This window comes from Streptococcus sp. CF4-3, from assembly GCF_024295385.1.
In the GTDB taxonomy this organism is placed as follows: Bacteria; Bacillota; Bacilli; order Lactobacillales; family Streptococcaceae; genus Streptococcus; species Streptococcus infantis_I.
The window spans coordinates 1-20849 of sequence record NZ_JANCPN010000011.1 but is presented as its reverse complement, the minus strand read 5'-3'; the positions used below and the strand labels follow the sequence as shown (position 1 = coordinate 20849).

Below are 20849 nucleotides of genomic sequence, written 5' to 3'. Positions count from 1 at the left end.
TTATCTTTTTATATTTTCTTAAATGCTCGTAAAGCCTTATTCTATGTGCTTTCGAGTATTTTTACTGTAGGAAGATACTTCACGTTTCTTTGCATATTTCCTCATGTCTTAGCTGTCAGAAGTGGTAAATAAGTAGTAAATTCATTTGTACTACTAAGCAACAAGACGCTCCTGTTGCTTCTCTTTATTCAAGCGTTTCATCTCTGACATTGCGGAATCAAATGTTGCGTGTGCGTAATAGTTCAGCGTCATGGCTATATTTGCATGCCCCATAATGTATTGTAATGCCTTTGGATTCATTCCTGCATTTGCATAGTTGGTACAGAATGTATGTCGCAAACTATGTGGAGTGATGTGTGGTAACTTATCATCATTATACTTGTTGTATTTCTTAACAAGACCTTTCATCATACCATTATAGTCACTCGCCACTTTTGGATAGTTCTTTCTATTAAGAAAGAGGAAATCACTATATCCATCAATCTCAACACGCTTATCATTCTTTCGATTCGCTAACACTCGCTTAAATGCTTGATAGGCTTCTTCAACCATAGGAACTTGACGTTCACCACTTTTGGTCTTTGGTGTTTCAATGTAGTACCCAATTTCAGTATCTCTCAATAGCTGATGGTCTATATTGACAAGACGATTCTCAAAATCTAAATCTGGAAGTGTCAAACCACCAAACTCTGAAATACGAAGACCTGTTTTTAAGAGTATCAGAATTTCATCATAATTTTTGCTGTAGGTTTTATCAGCTTTCGCAAAGGCTAACAGTTTTTCTTCCTGTTCTCCTGTTAGTACGGTCTTAGGGACAGTATCATCATCAAGAACTGCATTCAGTTGAAAGTCAAATGGATTCTTCCGAACACAATCATCTTGTATCGCAATGTAGAATGAAGCCTTTAAAGAACGTTTATAGTTATTGATGGTTTGATAGGCATAACCATTTTCACTCATTCTAATCGCCCATTCTTTAGCGTCTGATGGTTTAATACTATCAATACTTCTTGCACCTAACTTGTCTTTCTTCAAAATATCCATAAGATATTTGCGTCCAGTTTCAGTATTTTTTCTAACCTTTGGTCTTTGAGCGTTCTGTTTTGCGTAAAGCTGGCAGAGTGTCATTTTCTTTCCTACAACATCAATACCATCATGAATGTCTTTCTGTAACTCTGCGATTTTCTCTCTAAGTGAGATACAATCACGCTTTCCTGCTGGTACTCGGTCTGTAGCCACAAGTTTCCACGAGTAAACAAATTGCGGTTCTCCAAATGAATCTATATATTTGTATAAGTATCTTCCGTCTTTTCGTTGGCTCTCTCCAGTCTTTAAGATTCGACCTTTATTGTCACGTCTTTTTTCTGACATGGCATTTGCTCCTTTCCTTTATGGAAAGAGCCTTGATACGACTTAATACTATTTTATCATATACAAGACCCTTTGGCGACGCTAGATTGCGTCCAATGTATCTATAATTTTTTCAAATTGTTTTCGTTTAATCTGAATACGATTGCCATTCATAATCAGCCAATTTGCATTTTTATTTTCCTCTGCCAAGCGTCGTAGCTTGTTTTCGCCAATACGAAAATATTTTGACGCTTCTTCAATGGTTAGGGTATAACGTTCCCAAATAGGAATGTCAGTCTGCTTCATAAAATCCTCCTTTCCAAATCACTTATTTGGATTTCATAAAAGTTGTTTTACCAGCAATCGAACAGCTTTAGCAAAGCTCACGGGAGTTCCACCCCTGCATGGTTCTCATGTAGCCATACTCATTGCCTGCGACGGTTTTATCACGCTCGGACTATTGACTGTATGGGAGTATCATTATCACGATAAGAATGTCGTTGCAGGCAATCCTGCTAAAGATTGCTTCTCGGATCACTAACATGAATCGCTCGCTATCTTTATAAGATAGGTCATGGCGGTTAGTTCCGTTGGCTCTTTTCTTATCGAAACGTATTCGATTACTTTTATTCAGTTTTCAAAGAACAATGGCTCGTTAGCCTATCAAAACACATTGAAAGCTCAATATGCTTTGGTGGAATAACAAACCTCCCTGTTCGGGAAGCGTGGAATGGTTTAGCACGCTTCCACGAAAGGAGAGAGGATATTACTTAATTTCAAATGACAAAATCTTTGTAATCAGTCTGGTTTCCATTCTTCCACGTAAGACTTCATCAACGACCATACTTTGATTGCCATATTCATCTTTCATAAGTCGTAGGGAACGCTTCGTTATGTACCCTCTGTAATGATGTAGAATCTGGTTAATCGCTTCGGTATCGCCATCTGTTGCCTTTACAATGAGAGGAAAGGGAATCATAGGATATTGTGTTTTCATTCTTCAAATTCCTCCATAAACTTTTTAATTAAGGCTAGTCCACTGGTTCTATGCCGATAGACAGTAGAACGGTTCAATTTCAACAGGTCTGCAATTTCTGAATCGCTCATGTCCATAAAGTAAAACAGCAGTAGAATTTCACGTTTCTTGTCTGGCAACTCACGTAATGCTTCACTCAACAAATCATTTTCAACGCCTACTGATAACCCATTGAGTGTAAAAATCTGAAAGTCAGTTGAATAGTTATCTGTTGTCGCAAACTGGCTAACAAGATAATCGCCAACATCCGAAAAGGACACCTCACGCTTTGCAATCCTTGAAAGATAAAGCATATAATTCTTTCGCTCGTCTTCCATAGCACGTTTACAGATATAGTCAAACTGATTTTCTATTGTGGTCTGAAAAGAAGATGGTTTCATGTTTCTCACCCCCTTTCTGTCTAGGAAAGGAAGTGAGCCTTGCTCGTTTATCTCCTTTCACTCTTAGTCCCAATGTGAAAGGGGGATTTGTTGCATTACTGATAAATAAACTTTGTAAAAAAGTTCTGAATAGCCAAAAAAGCATATAAACAGATTTATTTCTCTGTTTACATGCTTCTGTTATTCTATCTATATGATTTATAAAACCACATTGGTGGACGTACTTATCTATTGCAGATAGACGACTTTTTTTGACAAGAACCCAATGTAAGGAAATTTATTGTATATGATGTACTTCATGGCGACGTTGACCTCCAACAAACCGCCATTTGGAAGTAATATACAATATTTTAACAGCGTAAATAGCACTACCATATAACGGTTTTTTTTATTGGCGTTTAGTAGTGCTTTTTATTAAATATAAACCTATAAACCATATAACACGTTTTTCTATACCTGTTTTTAATTCAGTAGGAACAATAAAATGTATAGAGGTGGTCTACTATGCGTAAAAAAGAAGATAAATATGATTTTAGAGCCTTTGGTTTAGCCATTAAAGAAGCTCGATTGAAACGAGGTTTAACTCGTGAACAAGTGGGAGCATTGATTGAAATTGACCCACGGTACTTAACTAATATTGAAAATAAAGGGCAACACCCCAGCATACAAGTTCTTTATGACCTTGTATCGTTACTTCATGTTTCCGTTGATGAATTTTTCTTACCTGCTAATAACTTGGTAAAAAGCACCCGACGATTACAGATAGAGAAATACATGGATAGCTTTACAGACAAAGAACTATCCTTAATGGAATCTTTAGCCAGCGGTATCAACGAAGCAAGAAACATCGAAGACTAATTAAAAGAATCCATACATAACGGAAAGAGCCGATAAAATGAGATTGTATTAATCTCATTTTATCGGCTCTGCGTCTTTGCGTCTGGCTCTGTAATCACAGTTACTTTGAACTGCTTTATTTCAATTAAATTTTCTTGTCTGCATTTCGGACAATAGAGGGGGAATTTTTTTAATTCAGTATCTTCCCTTATCTTTAATCGTGTTTTATTTCCACATACAGGACACAATATCCACTTGTAGTTTATAATAACTATCTCCTCCTTTACACTTTAATTCAAATCTTTATTAAAAAATATTTCATCTTATTTAACAAGAAACCATATTTATATAACAACATAAAATACACTAAGTTATTTTATTGAACATATATCGTACTTTATCTATCCGACTATTTGGACGACGGGGCTGGCAAACAGGTTCACCGGTAGTAACATGGTACCCTTTTAACTCTGTTAAACAAACACTACGTCCATTTGTAAAGAAAGTTAAATCACTACGATATTCTTGAATACACCGAGCAGGGATTTCTCCACTAAGAATGACCTCATTATTTTTCAATTGAGTGTCTACGATGTTCGCACAATATTTAGGAGCATCGTTGTATGCTCGTGAAAGATATTCCTGTGGCGCATAAATTTTAAAACTAAGATATGGCTCTAACAATTCTGTTCCAGCTTTTTTTAAGACTTGTTCCAATACAATAGGAGCAAGCATCCGAAAATCTGCTGGGGTACTAACAGGGCTATAGTATAAGCCATACTTAAAACAGATTTTACAGTCCGTCACATTCCAACCATACAATCCTTGTTCACAGCCATAGCGTATCCCCTCCATAACTGCATTTTGAAACGATTGATTTAAGTATCCAAGAGAAACCGAGCTCTCATACTGCATTCCACTTCCCAACGGAAGCGGTGATACAGATAAACCAATGGAAGCCCAGAAAGGATTTGGCGGCACTTCGATGTGAATGGTATATTCTGCATTTTTTAACGGTCTCTCCATATAAATGACTGTAGGCTCTTTTAGTTCTATCTCCACATGATACTTTTCTTGCAACAGTGCACTAATCACTTCCATTTGTACTTTCCCTAAGAAAGAAAGTATAATTTCATGTGTCGTAGAATCCACGTAATATCGTAGAAGCGGATCACTATCTGAGATTTCCAAAAGGGCATCAAGCAACATTTCTCTCTGTTCAGGTTTACTCGGTTCAACAGTTGTTTGTAGTAGAGGGTGCGGATTTTCAATCTTTTTTCTCTGTGGCAATAGTTTTGTATCTCCAAGAACACTATTTAACTTCAAAAACTCATTTTGCAAAATAACAATTTCTCCAGAATAAGCTCTATCAATCTTACATAATTCACCATTTATTGAAGTATACATTTCTGTAACTTTTATTTTTTCTTTTTCTGATACTCTAACCGAATCTCGTAAATGTAGTACTCCACTATAAAGGCGTATATATGCAAGACGTTGTCTTTTTTTTGTATATTCAATTTTGAAAACATTTCCGCAAAGTTCAGACGGACCTCGATGTGTTGATGAATAAAATTTATTAGTAATAACTTCTATAAGGTTATCAATCCCTATATTACTTTTTGCACTTCCATGATAAAGAGGGAACAGAGAACAATTCTGAAATCTTATGCTTTCCTCTTGTTCGAGTTCCAATGCTTCTAATGATTTACCGGACATATATTTCTCTAAAAGGTCATCGTTTCCCTCTATTACCGTATCCCATTGTTCAGATTCGGTAAAGTTCGTCACACACATATTAGGATACAGTTCTACCTTCTGTTTGATTACAATTTCGGCAGAAAGTTTCTCTTTAATATCCTGATAAACCGTTGATAAATCAATTCCATTTTGGTCAATCTTATTGATAAAAAAGATTGTGGGAATCCCCATTTTCCTAAGTGCATGAAATAATATACGAGTTTGTGCTTGTACGCCATCTTTTGCAGAAATCAGTAGAATTGCCCCATCTAAAACTGATAATGAACGATATACTTCTGCTAAGAAATCCATATGTCCTGGCGTGTCTATGATGTTCACCTTCGTATTTTCCCACTGAAAAGAGGTTATTCCTGTCTGAATTGTAATTCCTCTCTGACGTTCTAAAAGCGTATTATCCGTCCTCGTTGTACCTTTGTCCACGCTTCCTAATTCTGTAATCGCTCCACTGTTATATAATAAGCTTTCTGTTAAGGTAGTTTTTCCTGCATCAACATGAGCTAAAACTCCAATATTAATAATTTTCATGTGATTTTCCTCCATTCAAAAGCCCAAAAGGGCATAAAAATCCCAGTGATAAATACTCTTATCACTGGGATTTTTATGCATAACCATAGGCATACAAAGCATACAGATATTCTCCGGATACTTTAGAATCACATGATAAAGGTATTCTTAAACTGGGTACAAAAAACTAAGCCCTCCTAAAAAAGGACATCCAATTATTTGTTCCCACTATCAAATTGACAGTTTATTTAAGAATACCTTGCCGCATATTTATTAACTCCTTTTAAATAGATACTTAAATAATAGCACGTAAGAGCATATTTGTAAAGGAATCTCCAATTTTTTATCAAAGAGAGTACGTGATTACAAAATAGCTGTAATAATGTACCAATATTTGTTATTCTATAATCTTCCAATTACTCCCGTTCTTTTCAAGTACCAAATCAAATTGAGATACCTGCGTTGCTTTGGTCTGCTGGTCGATATACTCCACTGTCAGCGATACCGTGACTTGATTATCCTTACGATTGTGAATAGGATTTACCAGTTCTTGAAAGATGTACTCTTTTCCGATTGGTTTTAATATCCCGTCATTCACATAGTAGGAAAGTTCACTGGCTGTCGCTGTAGGATAGAGCTTGAAGAACGTCGTTAAAAACTCATTGATTTCATTGGTTGTAATGGAATCAACCGTCCCCTCACTTTCAATGGCTTTTGGTTTATAACTTGATTTCTTAGGTATGTTGGTAATGGTCGGATTCTTAACCAGTACCATATTTCCAGAACCATCTACATAGACACTCACTATATAAGCAGAGTGGACGGTCTTTGTATTTTCTCCCTCTGTAATGAGCTGGTCTACACTGTAGGTTACATTAAACTCATTGTCGCCAGTTGGCTCTACCGTCCATATCTGAAATCCTCTTACAGAAGACGATACAGGAATATCTTTGCGTACTGTATCAACATTGAGAGCTTGAAGTTCATCTGTCAGATAGCCTTTTAGACTTTCCATTCGATTATCAATGGACTTATCGGATTGCTCCCATGAATAGTAGACTTTCGCAAAGTTCTCTACAAAATTTTCTACATGATGAGTATCAACGTATTCCTTTTCTATGATAGTTGTTTCGTGAATAGTATGAGTATCTATAGCTGTAAAGTGCTTGAATATCGCAAAGCTGAAACTAAGCCCTAAAAGTACCCACAAGGCAATCACAACCTTTTTATGAGGATTGACCTTATAGACACGAGGTTTCTTTTCCTTTGGTATCTGTTTTTCTTTATTCTGATTTTTTCTAAATTTCATCATTAAATCTTCCTTTCTCATTGTTTGATTCGTCCTGCTCCCACTAAATGCTGTTGCCAGTAGGGGCTTGTTAAGTCGGCATAACCGATTGGGTCGCCTGCATGAAACATACGGTTATTGCCAAGGTATATCCCAACATGAGTAATATAAGAGCCAGCGTTATAGGTAGAATGAAAGAAAACCAAATCGCCAGCTTGTGCTTCCGATAGTGGGATATGCTGGGTCACATCATATTGCTGTTGTGCGGTTCGTGGTAAGTTAATTCCAGCTTTTCCATACGTCCATTGTGTCAGTCCGCTACAATCAAAAGAAGTAGTCGGGGAAGCTCCACCGTAAACGTATCGCCAGCCCTCATATTTCAGTGCTTCGTCCATGATGGCTTGTACCGTATCATCATCAAACTCTGTTGTGACAAGATACTGCGTTACCAGTTGCACATAAAACATATTGCCATAGTTGTATCGCCAGCCCCCATTGATAGGTATGGCTATGGGATTGGGGTAAGACACTTTTTCGCCACCTGAATACTCTTTTGAGAAACTTTGAGCCAGTTCAAAGGTATATTTATTTCCACGATTAGCCACATACCCTAAGAAACCACCACCATAATTGTAGGACTGGATAACCGATTCTAAATCTACACTGAGCCTTTCGCTACTGGCTAATAATTCACTGAAATACTTCACACCTTGCTTAATGGATTCTTCTGTACTCAATGAATTAGGTGGAAGACCGAGGGATTCCGAGGACTGCATAACATCTTCCGCAGTACCGCCCGATTCCACCTGTATAATCGCAAGAAGTATGTTGACATATTCTTCAACGCCATATTCTTTGGCATATTTTTCTACCATAGGCTTATGAGCCAGCACTTCTGCGGAAACATTCACACCTCCATAATGAATATTGGAAATTCCGCTGTCCTGTTCATCTGAAAATAAAATGGCAACAAACAGAAGCAGTGAGAAGACCATCAAGAATAATCCAGAACCACCAATCACTAAAGTTTTCAACTTCATGGTTTCTTACCGACTTTCTTAATGGTGGCGGTTTTGATTGGTGGTCTACTTCTTGTATTTTGTAGTGGTACTCTTTGAACAGTAGACGGACGTTCTTTTGTGATTGGACGTTGTGAAGTTCTATCTGCTGTAGTGGTTGAAGTTGCTGGCTTTTGAACGGTTTTTTCTTGAACGGTATTGCCTTGGCGTTCCACTTTTGGACTTGAAAAATCGGACTTAACTGCTGGACGCTCTTGTTTGGCTTGTTGAGATTCCTTATATGAAGTCTGAATATTAGACTGTTTTGAGGTCTGTTCATCATGATATTGTTCTTGTCTTGTAGTCGGTCTTTCATGAACAGAAGAAGCAGGCTGTTTTTTCTGTTTGACCTGTTCCATTTCAGAGCGACGCTTCGCAATGGTTTTTCGCCTTTGTTCCTGCTGTTCCTTGCGTCCACTGGCTCTGTCCGCTTTGGTTTGAGAAATACTACTGGTTAAATCACGGACATTCTCTTTTACTTTGGATTTTCCTTGATATACTGCATATCTTGCATTGGTCGGCAAATCTTTAACCTGTTCTTTCAAACCACTAGCAGTGTCTACCATTCTGTCTTTGGTATCAGCTACTGTACCGATGGTTTGACCGATACGTTTTCCAAGTGTTGATTTTTCCTTTCCGTCTGGTCGGGAGTGATCTGCTTGTGTCCTTGCAGAACTCCCCGAACCCGACTGTCCTTTTTTACCTGTAACAATGGCAGACCCAGCCCCTAGAGTAGTCATGGAACGTCCAAGTTTCCGCTGTAGACGGTGCATGTGAGCGTGCATAAGCATACGAGGTTTTCTCATCACACGACTTCCCACACTTTGAGAATCGTTACTCTGTAGAGAAAACATACTCATTAAATCGCCCAGCTTGAAGTAGATTCCTGCAAAGGTCACAATCTGTAGAAAAGCAATCAAAAAGAACGGATAACCAGCCGATAAGGTATAGAGCATGGTTGAAATACTAAATGCTGTCGTAATAATCAATGTGATTCCAGCTCGTGTCAAAATGGTATTAAAGAGCTTTGTTATGGCTCGTTTTGACATACCATCAAATGATGGAATCATGCTTAAAATAAAGCTCACAGGCAGAAACATAGCATAGATGATAAAAAGTACCTGCGAGAAAATCATGATTCCTGTTAATAGGAATACAAATATGGAAATCCCAATATTGAAGACAAATAGGAAGAAGACTGTACCTAAACGGTTAATGGTCTTTGTAATGGTTAGATTGGTATTGCTTCTGTCTTCAATTTCTTCCGCAACAATTTTTTCTCTGTCTTCGCCATTGTTGGAATCTGGGCTGGTGGAGAGCAGGCTTTCCACACGGTCAATACCGATACTTTCAATGTCTGAACTGTTGTATTGAAGCAGTAGCCACGGTTGCTGAACCTGTATGGAAAACAGGCTATCTCTGATTAAGTCCACGCTGTCCTTGCCTTGACTATCGGAATGGGGCATGACAATCTTCGTGCCAAGTGATAAACTGGCATTACTGATGTCTGATGAAAAGTCATTGATTTTTTTAATGTAGTCGGGAGCGTAGGCAATAAAGGAAGCCGATAGGATAAACACCAGCACAAAATTCATAATGGCATGAATTGCCTTTGTGGTTTCTCTCTTTATCAGTCCCGTATAGGCAACATAAACCCCAAGAACCAAAATCAAGAGTAAGAGGAATCCAACATAGAAACCCTCTGTTGAAAATCCGTTTGCACTCACACCAGCTAAGGTCTGCATATTCTTACCAATGGAATCTGCTGTAGCGGAAATGAAGTCTAAGGAATAGGCTTCCTGTACTAAGTAACCTGTCGCATTGGAAACATACAAACTGATTGTCCAAATAAAATTGGTAATGGCATATAGTCCATACATGACCTGTTTTCCAATCCCGTCCGACCAGTTCCACGGAAGCCAGCCCCAGCTATTATCCACATAAAAATCCAGTTGATAGTTTTCAAGTGGGTATCGGCTGTATTCATTTGCCACATTGACCGTATCATCTACCAAGCCCGCAGCTTGAACCACCGTTCCCAGCATGGCTAAAAGAAAAATGGCAATCACAAGTGTGAAAGCCACTGTCATTGCCACTTTACCTAGACGTTTCAGCGTCCAGTTTGATTTTATTCTGTTTACTATTGATGGTTTCACATTTACACCTCTTTTCGCACAGGTGGTCTGGTATCAAAGGCATGGAGCAGTTCTTCAAATACAGGGTGGAACTGTATCACACCGACACGACCATATAAATCACTGATAAGGCATTGCCCGTTTTCCAAATCACGCAATCGCTTCTGATTGTTTTCGTCCTCTGGGTCTACACCAAAAAAGGCTAAGGTCTTTTTAATCTCGTTAAGGTCAGTGGAACGAAATGCAAATTTTAAGCCGAGGTTATTTTTCAGTTTTTCATCTAAGAGGTCGTCTGTATTTTGGGTCACGAAATATACCCCAGCGTTCATAGCACGACCAGCCCGAACCAGCTTCATAGATAGTGTTTTTCCTTGTGCTACCTGTAAAAAGCTCCATGCTTCGTCTAAATCTACAATCTTGAAAATGCTTCGGTCTGTATGGATAAAGTCTAAAGCAAAGGTACTAATGACAATCAGCATAGCAACGGATAAAAGCTCCATAGTGGTATATTCCTCAAAGGAAGTTTCCTTGTCGGGAAGTACCAAGTCCGCAACCTGTATAATGTTCAGTTGTTTTTCTAAGCTGATAGACTGCTCCACATAACCATTACTGAATAATAAATGTGCAAAGTCATAGTCTGTAAAACTTTCGATATGGTCGGCTATACTGGTACTTAGTGGCGTATTCTCAACCCGTAATTCCTCAATCACTTTCATCAACCCTCGTACTTCACTATTGGTTACTGCACGAATGGCTTTTCTAAGGATTGGGAAGCGTTCCCCATCACGAGAGGAAATCCCCGTAAGGAATGTCAGAATATCAATAGCCAGTGATTCAGAATCTTTGGGATTTTTCATAATCACATAAGGGTCAAGTAAGCCTTTGTTTTTCTCATCAGAAGTCAGAGTGACGATATTGATTTCATGGGAAATCTCTGGCAAGGTTTCTTTCCATCTGCCACGTTCTGCTTTTGGGTCTACAATCACTGCTTGTGCCCCATAAAGCACCGCATAATAGACGATAAGGTTATTCGCAAAGGATTTACCACCACCCAGCGAACCAACAAAAGCCGACGCTAACGCATTGGTTACTGAACCCTTAACCCCTTGACTGGCAAGAGCAGGTTTCAGATAGACATTGCGTCCAGTATCTAAGCTGTAGCCAACATAAATCCCCTCATTTTCCCCCAGCATTTGAGTAGCACCAAAACCTAAACCAGCGAGGAAATCAGAGGTCACGTATTGAATATAATCATTCATATAACGCTTGCTGGCAGGTAAAAATTCTTCATGTAAGCCGAGCATATCCCCAAATGGTCGTACCAGTTTTACGCTTAAATCGTCATAAAAATCTTTCACTTCATTACAACGACGTTTGAGTTCGTCAAGATCATTTGCTGATACCCTTACCACATAAGACAGCTTGTACATAGATTCCTTGCTTTGGTCTAAATTGGTTTCCAGCTCATTCACACTTTCCAGAGCTTCCGCCACATTGGAGCTGGTTTCATTATCACTTTGCCAAGCGTGGTTATCCAAGTCTTTCAGTTCTTTCTTTTTATTGCGGACAGTAGATAGGGCTTTACGATTCGCTACAATTTCCACATTCATTGACGTATCAATCGGGAATGTAAATTGCTGTTGCTGGTAGTAGAAGATTTCAGAGGACGGGAAGTCCAGTTCTCCGACAATGCTGTTAATGGTAAAGTAAGCTACATAGACGGTTTCATCTTCCTGCTGGATTTTCAAATATCGCTGTTTTTCTTCCACCAAACAGCGAGTAGGCTTAATCAAGTCATAGTATTTAATCAGCGTTTCATTATCCAGCTTTTTCTTTGATAGATGGTACTCATACTCTTCATAGGCAGTGCCTGTCTGTCCGTAAAGGTGTTCAATCAGATAGCCGAAGTCGTCCTTATCTAACCTGCGGATTTTGAAACGACGAGAGATTTTATTTTCTAAGAGCTTTTCCATCTTCTGAAAACGCAGGATTTCATCATTACTCATACTAACAAAATCGCCCATCAGCTTATGGTTCACATCATAGACAAAATCAGACAAAGCATTTTTTGCTTCAACGGTAAGACTTTTCATAGAAAACTCCTGATCGTTGAGAAGCAACTTAAAGCCGATAAAGAAACGGTAGTTCACTTGATTTTCGCCAATCATGGATATTAAAGCGTCTGTCTGTTGGTCGATTTTGTCATAGGCAACCGCTTTGAGCTTGCCAGTGACTTCATTTTTGGAACGCTCTTGTGCAGAACGTATGCTGGATTCTGTACTGATTTGTAAAGCATGAATTTTGCCATCACGATTTTGTGCGATAAGCTGTCTGAAAGAATCATGCACTTGTATTTTCTGTTCTGGACTTAGAAATGAGTAATTGTAAGGAACAAGCTCATAGTAAGCATAACATTCCCCGTCTTTATTCCAGACGAGATTGTTTTCAATGTATTTAATTGGATATGCCATAAAATTCACTCCTAACTGCTGTAATGGCTTCTTGTGGCTGGTTTCTGCCAAGCGTTACTTTTTTTCCTGCATAGGTCAGCTTTGGTCGCAGTGCATAAGCAATGACAGACTTCAAAAATCCATAAGGCTTTTTACCATCAAAAGTTTTTGTAGACATAAACCATGTGAAAGCCACAGGAATCCCAAAGTATTTGAGAAATGCTCCCTCTATCATGGAAAGAGGGGGCAAGTTGCCAAGTATCATCACTGCAAAGAGTGACACGACAAACCATGTCATTTGCGTAAAGGTTATGGGAAACGGAAGTCTAAAATCATTGATAGAATACAGTACCTTTTCCACAGACCAGATACTGGTATAGCTTCGTATTTTCTTCATGTAATCAATCCTTTCATAAAAAATAGGGGTAGCTGATTGAGCCACCCCGTAAAATAGAAAATCTGCCAGTAGTAATGTACCGACAGATTTAATAGACGATTTCAAAAATCCCATGATTGGTTGAGATAAACGTTCCTGAAAGGTCTAAATCCCGACCATAGGCTTGATAATCAATATAGTTTTGAAGACTAGCTGGTACTTCGCCTAAAGCACCCGTTTCTTCAATGTAGTAGCGTGCCACGTCATACATATCATCACAATCGGAATGAATGATAATATCCTCTTGATGTTCGCTTAGTTCTTCAATGCTTGAAAAATGAGTGAGCAGAGCAGATAGCTCCGATTGTAATTCTTCGGGTAATTCCGATACCATTTCCCATAGTCGATTGAGTTCGCCAATGGAAGTGTATTCGTCAACCGTAAAGGGTAACTCGTAGTCATGAATGGCGTATTCCTCATATTCATCATTCAAGCCGATTTTCTCTTTGACTTCCTCAAAGTCAATGGGAAAGGTAAACCACGCACCGACCAATTCGCCCTCATTGTATTTGCCTAAATTCGCAATATAGACTTGCATATCGTCCATATATTCACGTCCTTTCTTTGTAGAGATTCAAAAATCCCTACCGCACTTCGTTTGGTGTACCATTCCTTTGCGGAACATAAGAAAACCACTTATATTCCACAAAAGAACGGTTTTATTTAAGCACCAATAATGCGATTGAATAGCTCTAGTAAAATGTCTTTTACTCCAGCAGCGTTGAAGACTAAGCCAACCGCAATAATCGCAATAATTAAAAAGCCAATCAGTTTGCTAAACTCACGCTTGAAGCCAAGATACAAGCCAATCACAACGATTGCTAAAAGCACCAGTGATTGAGCGTTTGATAGAAACCAGTTATAAAGGTTTTGTCCAAAATTCATAAAAATGTTCTCCTCTCTATATTCAATGAATTTGTATTTGAGTTATTTTTTTGGGGTATACACTTTCTGGTATGGATAGAGATTCCATGCCAGATTTTTTTATACAAAAAAGAGGACATTTGCTGTCCCCTCGTTATACAATCAATTCACCACAAAAATCATGAAAGAAGGTTAAACAAATGTCCCATAATGATTCTATCCTAAATATTCTTGGAATTAAAGATAAAAATATTAAAATTATTTCTGTTGAAGAAGCTGAACACAACAACGATTCTGTTAAAGAGTATATAACGCTAATAACAGCTACTCTTTCTTATCCGATTAATCGTTGTCGTAACTGTGGCTTTCCCACAGTTAATAAGGATGGCTTTCGCAAAACTCATGTACGACTGGCAAGTTTAAATGGGAGAAGATATGAACTAGAGCTTCGTAAACAACGCTATAAATGTAAATCATGCCATACTACTTTTGGTGCTATTACTAATTTAACCAAAGAAAATCAAACCTTATCCAGTGATCTCAAAAATCAAATCATGCTTTTAGCTCGTAAAGGCTTATCTGGTCAGCTTATTGCTGAAATGTGTCACTGCTCTCCTAGCAGTGTTCGTCGAACAATCTTAGAGCGCATGGAACCACACTATCGTGTGGCTAAGTTGCCTAAGCATCTATGTTTTGACGAGTTTCGTTCAATTAAGTCTGTGATGTCCTTTATCTGTTGTGACGCTGAAACCCACCAAATTGTCACAAAGTTACAGGATCGTCTATCACCTACCATTGTTGATTATTTTGAAAGTCGTTATTCAAAAGCCGAACGCGAATGCGTTCAATCAGTTGTAATTGATTTAAATGCTCAATATCAAAGTTTTATCTATCGCCTTTTCCCTAATGCCAATATCATTATTGATCGCTTCCACCTTGTACAATTAGCTGGTCGCGCTTTGGACAATTGTCGTATCTCTATCCTAAAGCAACTTGATAAACAGAGCCAAGAATATAAAATTATGAAGTCACATTGGAAGCTATTCCATAAAAAAGCTGAAGATCTTCACCCTGAAGAAGTAGTTTTTCTTCGCGGCGTTAAACAATATATGACTCGCCAAAATGCTGTTGATCTCATTACTAGTAAATTTTCCAAGTTCGCTGAAGTATACCAAACTTACCAAGATATCACGAAAGCCCTAAACGAGCGCAATAGTGAATTACTAGAGTCAACCATCTTAGACTACCAAAAAACCAATACAGAAATGGATACTGCTATTCAAACCCTTCGTCAAAACAGAAAATATGTCTTAAATAGCGCTAAATTTGAATACTCTAATGGTCCTTTAGAAGGCATCAATCGCAAAATCAAAACCCTAAAACGAACTTGTTATGGTTTTGCCAATCAAAAATTTTTCTTTTTAAGAATCGATTGTATTTTTTCGTAAAAAAATACCCCCTACATTTTCGTAGGAAGTATTTTTAGTCAACCATACCAGTTGACAGATATCCCACTTAGGACATTTTCCTACAAGGGGTCCCGAGCGCTTAGTGGGAATTTGTACCCCTTATCGATACAAATTCCCCGTAGGCGCTAGGGACCTCTTTAGCTTCTTGGAAGCTGTCAGTAGTATATCTAATAATTTATCTCCATTCCCTTTAGTAACGTGTAACTTTCCAAATTTAAAAAAGCGACTCATAGAATTATTTCCTCCCGTTAAATAATAGATAACTATTAAAAATAGACAATACTTGCTCATAAGTAATGGTACTTAAATTGTTTACTTTGGCGTGTTTCATTGCTTGAGGAAACTGATTTTTAGTAAACAGTTGACGATATTCTCGATTGACCCATTTTGAAACAAAGTACGTATATAGCTTCCAATATTTATCTGGAACATCTGTGGTATGGCGGGTAAGTTTTATTAAGACACTGTTTACTTTTGGTTTAGGATGAAAGCATTCCGCTGGCAGCTTAAGCAATTGCTGAATCGAGACTTGAGTGTGCAAGAGCAACCCTAGTGTTCGGTGAATATCCAAGGTACGCTTGTAGAATCCTTCTTCAACAATCAGATAGATGTCAGACGCACGGCTTTCAAAAACCACTTTTTTAATAATTTGTGTGCTTAAATGGTAAGGAATATTCCCAACAATTTTATACCTCTGTTTGTTAGGGAATTGAAACTGTAGAATATCTTGGTGAATTAAAGTGACACGAGTATTCAGTTTTAATTTTTCTGACGATAAGTTGAATAGATGACTGTCTAATTCAATAGACGTTACCTGTTTACTTATTTTAGCCAGTTTCGTCGTTAAATGCCCTTTACCTGTTCCAATTTCGTAAACGGTATCGGTTTCTTTTAAATTCAATTGTTTTATTATTTGGTTGAGTACTTTTTCACTCGTTAAAAAGTTTTGAGAATATTTTATATTTTTGTTCATGTAATCTCTCCTGAAGTGATTACATCTATAAACAAATACAGAAGTTAAACGATTTGTTTGTAATTTTAGTTATCTGTTTAAAAAGTCATAAGATTAGTCACTGGTAGGAATTAATCTAACGTATTTATTTATCTGCGTAATCACTGTTTTTAGTCTGTTTCAAAACAGTAGATGTTTTATCTACATTACGCATTTGGAATACCAACATGACGAATCCCTCCTTCTTAATTACAAATTTTTAGCATCTAATTTAACTTCAATTCCTATTATACAAAATTTTAAGATAATGCACTATCAACACACTCTTAAGTTTGCTTCTAAGTCTTATTTCCATAACTTCTTTTACGTTTCCGCCATTCTTTGCTGTTTCGATTTTTATGATATGGTGCAAGTCAGCACGAACACGAACCGTCTTATCTCCCATTATATCTTTTTTTGGATATCTGTCAACTGGTATGGTTGACAGATATCCTTTTTTTGTTGTTATCACGTCCTGTTCTTTTACTGACTGTTGCTTCAAAATCTGCTTGTGTCGGTCTGTCAGTTTCGCATGGTCGAGAATGTCTTTTACAACCTGCGTCTGGTTGATTTCATCAAGTTTAATCGCAACCTTTAAGGTCGGGGCAACTTGATGAGATAGCCAGTTCAGCGTCCTTTGGAAGGAGTAAGGCTCTGGTTTTGTGGTTAGTTTTAATCGTTCACGATTGTTCCCAATAAACCAAGCCCATTCTTCATTCAGTTTCCAATCAGAACGAGGTTTGGAATCGTCTTTATCTACAAAACGGATATACCGATTGATAATTTTAAAGGCGGTATGCTCTGGATTGTCATAGACGAGTAAATCACGGACTGCATAATAGGCACGCTCATTTTTCAATCGAATCTCAAAACGGTTTTTTACTTCTGCGTCTTCAATGGGAATATCATTTTTCTTGTACTGCTCGTAGTCCTTTTCATAGATACAGAAATAAACTTCACTTTGTAATGAACCGATATAGAGGGTGTTTCCCATACATTCCTTTTCCTCTTTGCGTACCAGTTCGCCACTGCGATAGCTTTTAAAACTGCGGAAGACGGAGATACATTCTTCCTGTTGGCACTTTTCAGTGAGTACAGGGATATTTAAAATCCCTGTCTTATCGTTAATGGCAAGGTCAAGGCGTTTCATCACACCGCCAGCCACCAAAACGTCCATAAAGAACTCATACCAGCTTCTTTGTTGTGCCAGAAGATAGCTTTCAAATTGTCTGCACCCACGACCTTTCAATTCCACCAGAACTCCTTTGTCCAGTTCATGGGAGCAAAGGACGAATATGTCGCCTAAAGCATAATGCTCTGAATAAGAATAGAAACCATAGTCCTCATGAAGAAAATAGGACAGTTTCAGTTGTAAGATGTTTTCGACCACCTGCTGTACGTCTGTTGTCGGAAAGCGAATTCTTACATAATCAAACAGCATTTCAAGGGGAGCGTCGGGATTGAAGCGTTCCAGAGCTTCCCAAAGGGACTGCTGTAAATCCTCTGATGGCTTGACTTTTCCTGTTTCAATATCGCTTAGATACTGCCTTGTAATACCAGTCGCAACAGCTAAACGGTTTTGAGATAGTCCATAAGCCAAGCGTTTTTCTTTTAAATGCTGTAACCAAGTTTGTTCATTCAGTAAAAATCCCTCCAATCAAAAAGGCGTATGTCAACTTTTAAAGCCCATTTGACATACGCTGAAATTTTGTAAATCCCTTGTAACCAAAGGATTTTCTAATGTTTTTTTGACTGTTTCCTGTCGATTTGTACCCCCCTGTTAGATACGGGGGGTTAAGTGCTGGCGTGGCTATTGCCACACCAGCCAGCAAGATCAGTCCACACCTGCGACTTCCGCTTCGCACGTCGCCTGCGTGGACTGTCTGCTGTTGGATAACTTTTTAATTTCCTCCAAGAAATCATATCCTTTTGGTACAAGGGGAGTATAAAACTCTGATATGACACTTGTTCCTACATCAACATAGCCACGACCTTTGATTCGCTTTAAGAAGAAATCCTTTTGTACGTCACTGCCAAACATCATGCCATAGCCCATTTCAGACATACGACCTAAAGCCACTCTGAAATTAAACTGATCACGGATTCCGTCGCCTAAATATTTTGCGTCTGGACGTTGACAAGCCAGTATTAGAAAGAAGCCAGCTTGACGACCTAACATGACAATCTGTTTCAGCTTATTCATAACTGCGGTGTTTTCTTTTGTTCCCAGCATTTCCATGAAAGCGACGTATTCATCAAAGATTAAGAAGTGTGCCGGGAGACCTAAGTAAGCATAATTTTTGCCAGTCTTATAGTTCTTCATCTGCTTCATTTCCTCACTACGTTTCATCATTTCTTCATAGAATGTTTCAATGCAAGAAAGCAAGTCTTCTTTTCTATAGTAGACATTTGCCATCACAGAACCTAAGTCCGCAAGATCAGCATTTTTCGGGTCAAGAATATACAGTTTTGAATCTGTATGAAGCAAGGCTTCAATCAGTGTCAGTATAAAGTAAGTTTTACCGCCACCTGTACCACCAGCAATCAACATATGAGGGAGCTTATCATATTCCCACCATACGTTTTTCATTAAGCGAAGTTTACCATCTTTAGCTTCTACTTCATCAATAGAAATACGACTGGCTATGGTGTCATAGAGCAAAGTATATTCCACATAGGAATCCTTTAACTCTTTATCCGTCAGCTCACAGTACAAGCCACTCTCTAATTTCTTTTCCAAGTGTAAGAGTTGGTCTTGATATTTTCCCAGCGTGATTTCCACCCGTATCTGTATCAAGCCATTTTTAAGTCGATAATACATTTTAGGGAAGTAGGTTATCTTTTCCTTTGTACGACCAGCACTATCTTTAAAGAAACCCTCTGTTTTGACCTGTTCAGATTCATACCACTTGTTTTCAAGTATCATCTTTGCCAGTTTTTGACGGTGGTAAAGTTGTTTAACCGTATCATAGCGAACCCGTTTGAATACAAACGCTACCAGCAAGCAGATAAGAATTGCGACACTGAAACTGATAATTAAATAGGGAATGTCAATCTTATCTGCTTGTGATAGGTTAAAATCCTGCCAGTTGATCTGCTGGATTGTCTTCACATGAAACAGTCCGACAACCAGCAGGAAAACAGGCAGGAGTGACGCTATCGTAAAATGAAAGACTAAATCTTTACCAGATGGGCGAATCCTTTTACCACGCTGTTTCATGCGAAAAAGTCTCCTTTCTACCTAGCGACTATTTGTCTTGTGTCGGTTCTTTCTTTGCTTGTGGTTGAGCTTTGAATGAACTAGAATCCTTTGTCAGCACAATATCGTCTGCCTTGATATACCAGTCAACATCTGCTCCTTGATAGGTGGCAGTAGCAACGGTGTCCGCAATGGGATTGATAAGTTCCACCCGTGCGTTATAATCAAACTCTTTCAAAGGCACGCTGGCAGGAATACTTACTTGAATCATGCGTCCTTGTCCTTTGGATTTTAAGTCATAGGTACGTTCCTTGATTTCATCTGAAACCGACCCGTCTTCATTTTGGATTCTCACTTCACGACGTAGAGCAGAGAATTTCAATTCTCCAAAAGTCGTGTCTTTATCTAATACAATGCCATTTGCTAATCTCATCATTTTTCCTCTCTTTCTTTATTCTTTTATCATGTCGTCAGCATGTAAAAGGTAATTTGTAAAACCACGAGTGCCGATTTTGTAGCCCTCTGCGGTAATACGTGGATTGACTAACTTCACACGTTCCTCAAAGCCGAAATGTTTTTCGCCAGCTTCAGCAGGAAGCACCACCACAATATCATCTGCTCTTTGAACATCAGAATAGAGATTATAGCTTCTTGATAAGACAGTTAGCCGTCCGTTGATTCTTCGCTGAACGACTTTATCCTCGCCAGCAAATTCTAAATTGCCGAATGTTTTTTCCATGTTGGGAATCACAAATTTAAGTTCCATATTTTTACCTATCCTTTCTTTTTTATTGGCTGAATGAATGTTTGATGGTCTTAAAGAGTGGGGAACGACCTTTTGATTCTTGATTTTTTGTTTTCATAAGTTCACTTCCTTTCAAAATCGGGTAAAAAAATAGACACCTCATTTTTTGAAGTGTCTACCTATTAAATATTCAAATTTTATTGGAAGTATCTTTATATCTTCACTTTTCAAGGATAAATCGTCGTATCAAAGCTCATTCATAAGTAGTAAATTAGTAGTAAATTGAGTGGTTTTGACCTTGATAAAGTGTGATAAGTCCAGTTTTTATGCGGATAACTAGATTTTT

21 protein-coding genes and 2 pseudogenes are annotated in these 20849 nt (G+C 38.2%); 2 read left to right on the top strand and 21 right to left on the bottom strand.

Annotation, left to right across the window (positions count from 1 at the left end):
* Positions 1 to 153: 153 nt before the first annotated feature.
* From NML75_RS08485 to NML75_RS08465, 4 genes are all read right to left on the bottom strand, one after another.
* Complete coding sequence (locus NML75_RS08485; RefSeq protein WP_050206951.1) at positions 154 to 1371, bottom strand: tyrosine-type recombinase/integrase; 1218 nt, start codon at positions 1369 to 1371, stop codon at positions 154 to 156.
* Positions 1372 to 1452: 81 nt separating this feature from the next.
* Complete coding sequence (locus NML75_RS08480) at positions 1453 to 1656, bottom strand: excisionase (RefSeq protein ID WP_000814511.1); 204 nt, start codon at positions 1654 to 1656, stop codon at positions 1453 to 1455.
* Positions 1657 to 2116: 460 nt separating this feature from the next.
* On the bottom strand, positions 2117 to 2347 hold the full coding sequence (locus tag NML75_RS08470; protein ID WP_000857133.1) for a helix-turn-helix domain-containing protein: 231 nt from the start codon (positions 2345 to 2347) through the stop codon (positions 2117 to 2119).
* Positions 2344 to 2766: a sigma-70 family RNA polymerase sigma factor gene (locus tag NML75_RS08465; RefSeq protein WP_000804885.1), complete on the bottom strand. Its 423-nt coding sequence runs from the start codon at positions 2764 to 2766 to the stop codon at positions 2344 to 2346. Before NML75_RS08465 ends, NML75_RS08470 begins: the two co-directional genes overlap by 4 nt.
* Positions 2767 to 3270: 504 nt before the next feature.
* On the opposite strand from NML75_RS08465, the gene NML75_RS08460 reads away from it, so the two are divergent.
* Positions 3271 to 3624, top strand: a complete 354-nt coding sequence (locus NML75_RS08460; protein WP_001227347.1) for a helix-turn-helix transcriptional regulator — start codon at positions 3271 to 3273, stop codon at positions 3622 to 3624.
* A gap of 59 nt (positions 3625 to 3683) precedes the next feature.
* Here NML75_RS08460 and NML75_RS08455 read toward each other — a convergent pair whose 3' ends face one another.
* The 10 genes and pseudogenes from NML75_RS08455 to NML75_RS08410 form a co-directional block, all read right to left on the bottom strand.
* Complete coding sequence (locus NML75_RS08455) at positions 3684 to 3869, bottom strand: cysteine-rich KTR domain-containing protein (RefSeq protein WP_011058338.1); 186 nt, start codon at positions 3867 to 3869, stop codon at positions 3684 to 3686.
* A 100-nt stretch (positions 3870 to 3969) separates the two neighbouring features.
* On the bottom strand, positions 3970 to 5889 hold the full coding sequence (gene tet(M), locus NML75_RS08450; protein WP_000691736.1) for a tetracycline resistance ribosomal protection protein Tet(M): 1920 nt from the start codon (positions 5887 to 5889) through the stop codon (positions 3970 to 3972).
* Between the two features lie 15 nt (positions 5890 to 5904).
* A pseudogene (locus tag NML75_RS08850) lies at positions 5905 to 5952 on the bottom strand (hypothetical protein); the annotation flags it as partial.
* Positions 5953 to 6265: 313 nt separating this feature from the next.
* A complete protein-coding gene (locus NML75_RS08440; RefSeq protein WP_001224318.1) occupies positions 6266 to 7198 on the bottom strand; it encodes a conjugal transfer protein in 933 nt (310 codons plus the stop codon).
* Complete coding sequence (locus NML75_RS08435) at positions 7195 to 8196, bottom strand: bifunctional lytic transglycosylase/C40 family peptidase (protein WP_000769868.1); 1002 nt, start codon at positions 8194 to 8196, stop codon at positions 7195 to 7197. The genes NML75_RS08440 and NML75_RS08435 overlap by 4 nt, the downstream gene beginning before the upstream one ends.
* Positions 8193 to 10370 carry a CD3337/EF1877 family mobilome membrane protein gene (locus tag NML75_RS08430; RefSeq protein ID WP_000804748.1) on the bottom strand — a complete coding sequence of 726 codons (2178 nt, stop codon included), beginning with the start codon at positions 10368 to 10370 and terminating at the stop codon, positions 8193 to 8195. The genes NML75_RS08435 and NML75_RS08430 overlap by 4 nt, the downstream gene beginning before the upstream one ends.
* 2 nt (positions 10371 to 10372) lie before the next feature.
* Complete coding sequence (locus NML75_RS08425; RefSeq protein ID WP_000331160.1) at positions 10373 to 12820, bottom strand: ATP-binding protein; 2448 nt, start codon at positions 12818 to 12820, stop codon at positions 10373 to 10375.
* Positions 12804 to 13196: a conjugal transfer protein gene (locus NML75_RS08420; RefSeq protein WP_000723888.1), complete on the bottom strand. Its 393-nt coding sequence runs from the start codon at positions 13194 to 13196 to the stop codon at positions 12804 to 12806. The genes NML75_RS08425 and NML75_RS08420 overlap by 17 nt, the downstream gene beginning before the upstream one ends.
* An 88-nt stretch (positions 13197 to 13284) precedes the next feature.
* Positions 13285 to 13782: an antirestriction protein ArdA gene (locus tag NML75_RS08415; RefSeq protein WP_000342539.1), complete on the bottom strand. Its 498-nt coding sequence runs from the start codon at positions 13780 to 13782 to the stop codon at positions 13285 to 13287.
* A 116-nt stretch (positions 13783 to 13898) separates the two neighbouring features.
* On the bottom strand, positions 13899 to 14120 hold the full coding sequence (locus NML75_RS08410) for a hypothetical protein (RefSeq protein WP_001009056.1): 222 nt from the start codon (positions 14118 to 14120) through the stop codon (positions 13899 to 13901).
* 179 nt (positions 14121 to 14299) lie between these two features.
* Between NML75_RS08410 and NML75_RS08405 the strand changes: the two genes are divergently transcribed.
* Entirely contained in the window at positions 14300 to 15547 is a 1248-nt protein-coding gene (locus NML75_RS08405) for an ISL3 family transposase (protein WP_000019067.1), read from the top strand.
* A 256-nt stretch (positions 15548 to 15803) separates the two neighbouring features.
* On the opposite strand, the gene erm(B) is transcribed toward NML75_RS08405, so the two are convergent.
* The 7 genes and pseudogenes from erm(B) to NML75_RS08365 all read right to left on the bottom strand — a co-directional run bounded on the left by erm(B) (position 15804) and on the right by NML75_RS08365 (position 20524).
* The gene (gene erm(B), locus NML75_RS08400; RefSeq protein WP_254804370.1) at positions 15804 to 16541 is read right to left on the bottom strand and encodes a 23S rRNA (adenine(2058)-N(6))-methyltransferase Erm(B); all 738 of its coding nucleotides are present in this window, start codon (positions 16539 to 16541) and stop codon (positions 15804 to 15806) included.
* 124 nt (positions 16542 to 16665) lie between these two features.
* A complete protein-coding gene (locus tag NML75_RS08395) occupies positions 16666 to 16749 on the bottom strand; it encodes a 23S rRNA methyltransferase attenuation leader peptide (RefSeq protein ID WP_001814874.1) in 84 nt (27 codons plus the stop codon).
* Between the two features lie 48 nt (positions 16750 to 16797).
* Positions 16798 to 17031: a peptide-binding protein gene (locus NML75_RS08390; protein WP_148842514.1), complete on the bottom strand. Its 234-nt coding sequence runs from the start codon at positions 17029 to 17031 to the stop codon at positions 16798 to 16800.
* Positions 17014 to 18216 (bottom strand): annotated as a pseudogene (mobT, locus tag NML75_RS08385) (MobT family relaxase); the annotation flags it as partial. The pseudogene mobT and the gene NML75_RS08390, both read right to left, overlap by 18 nt.
* A 177-nt stretch (positions 18217 to 18393) precedes the next feature.
* On the bottom strand, positions 18394 to 19779 hold the full coding sequence (locus NML75_RS08375; protein ID WP_000813488.1) for an FtsK/SpoIIIE domain-containing protein: 1386 nt from the start codon (positions 19777 to 19779) through the stop codon (positions 18394 to 18396).
* Between the two features lie 28 nt (positions 19780 to 19807).
* Positions 19808 to 20194, bottom strand: coding sequence for a YdcP family protein (locus NML75_RS08370; protein WP_000985015.1), 387 nt, complete (start codon positions 20192 to 20194; stop codon positions 19808 to 19810).
* Between the two features lie 15 nt (positions 20195 to 20209).
* Positions 20210 to 20524 (bottom strand): YdcP family protein, encoded by a 315-nt coding sequence (locus tag NML75_RS08365; protein ID WP_000420682.1) that lies wholly within the window; start codon positions 20522 to 20524, stop codon positions 20210 to 20212.
* Positions 20525 to 20849 lie beyond the last annotated feature (325 nt).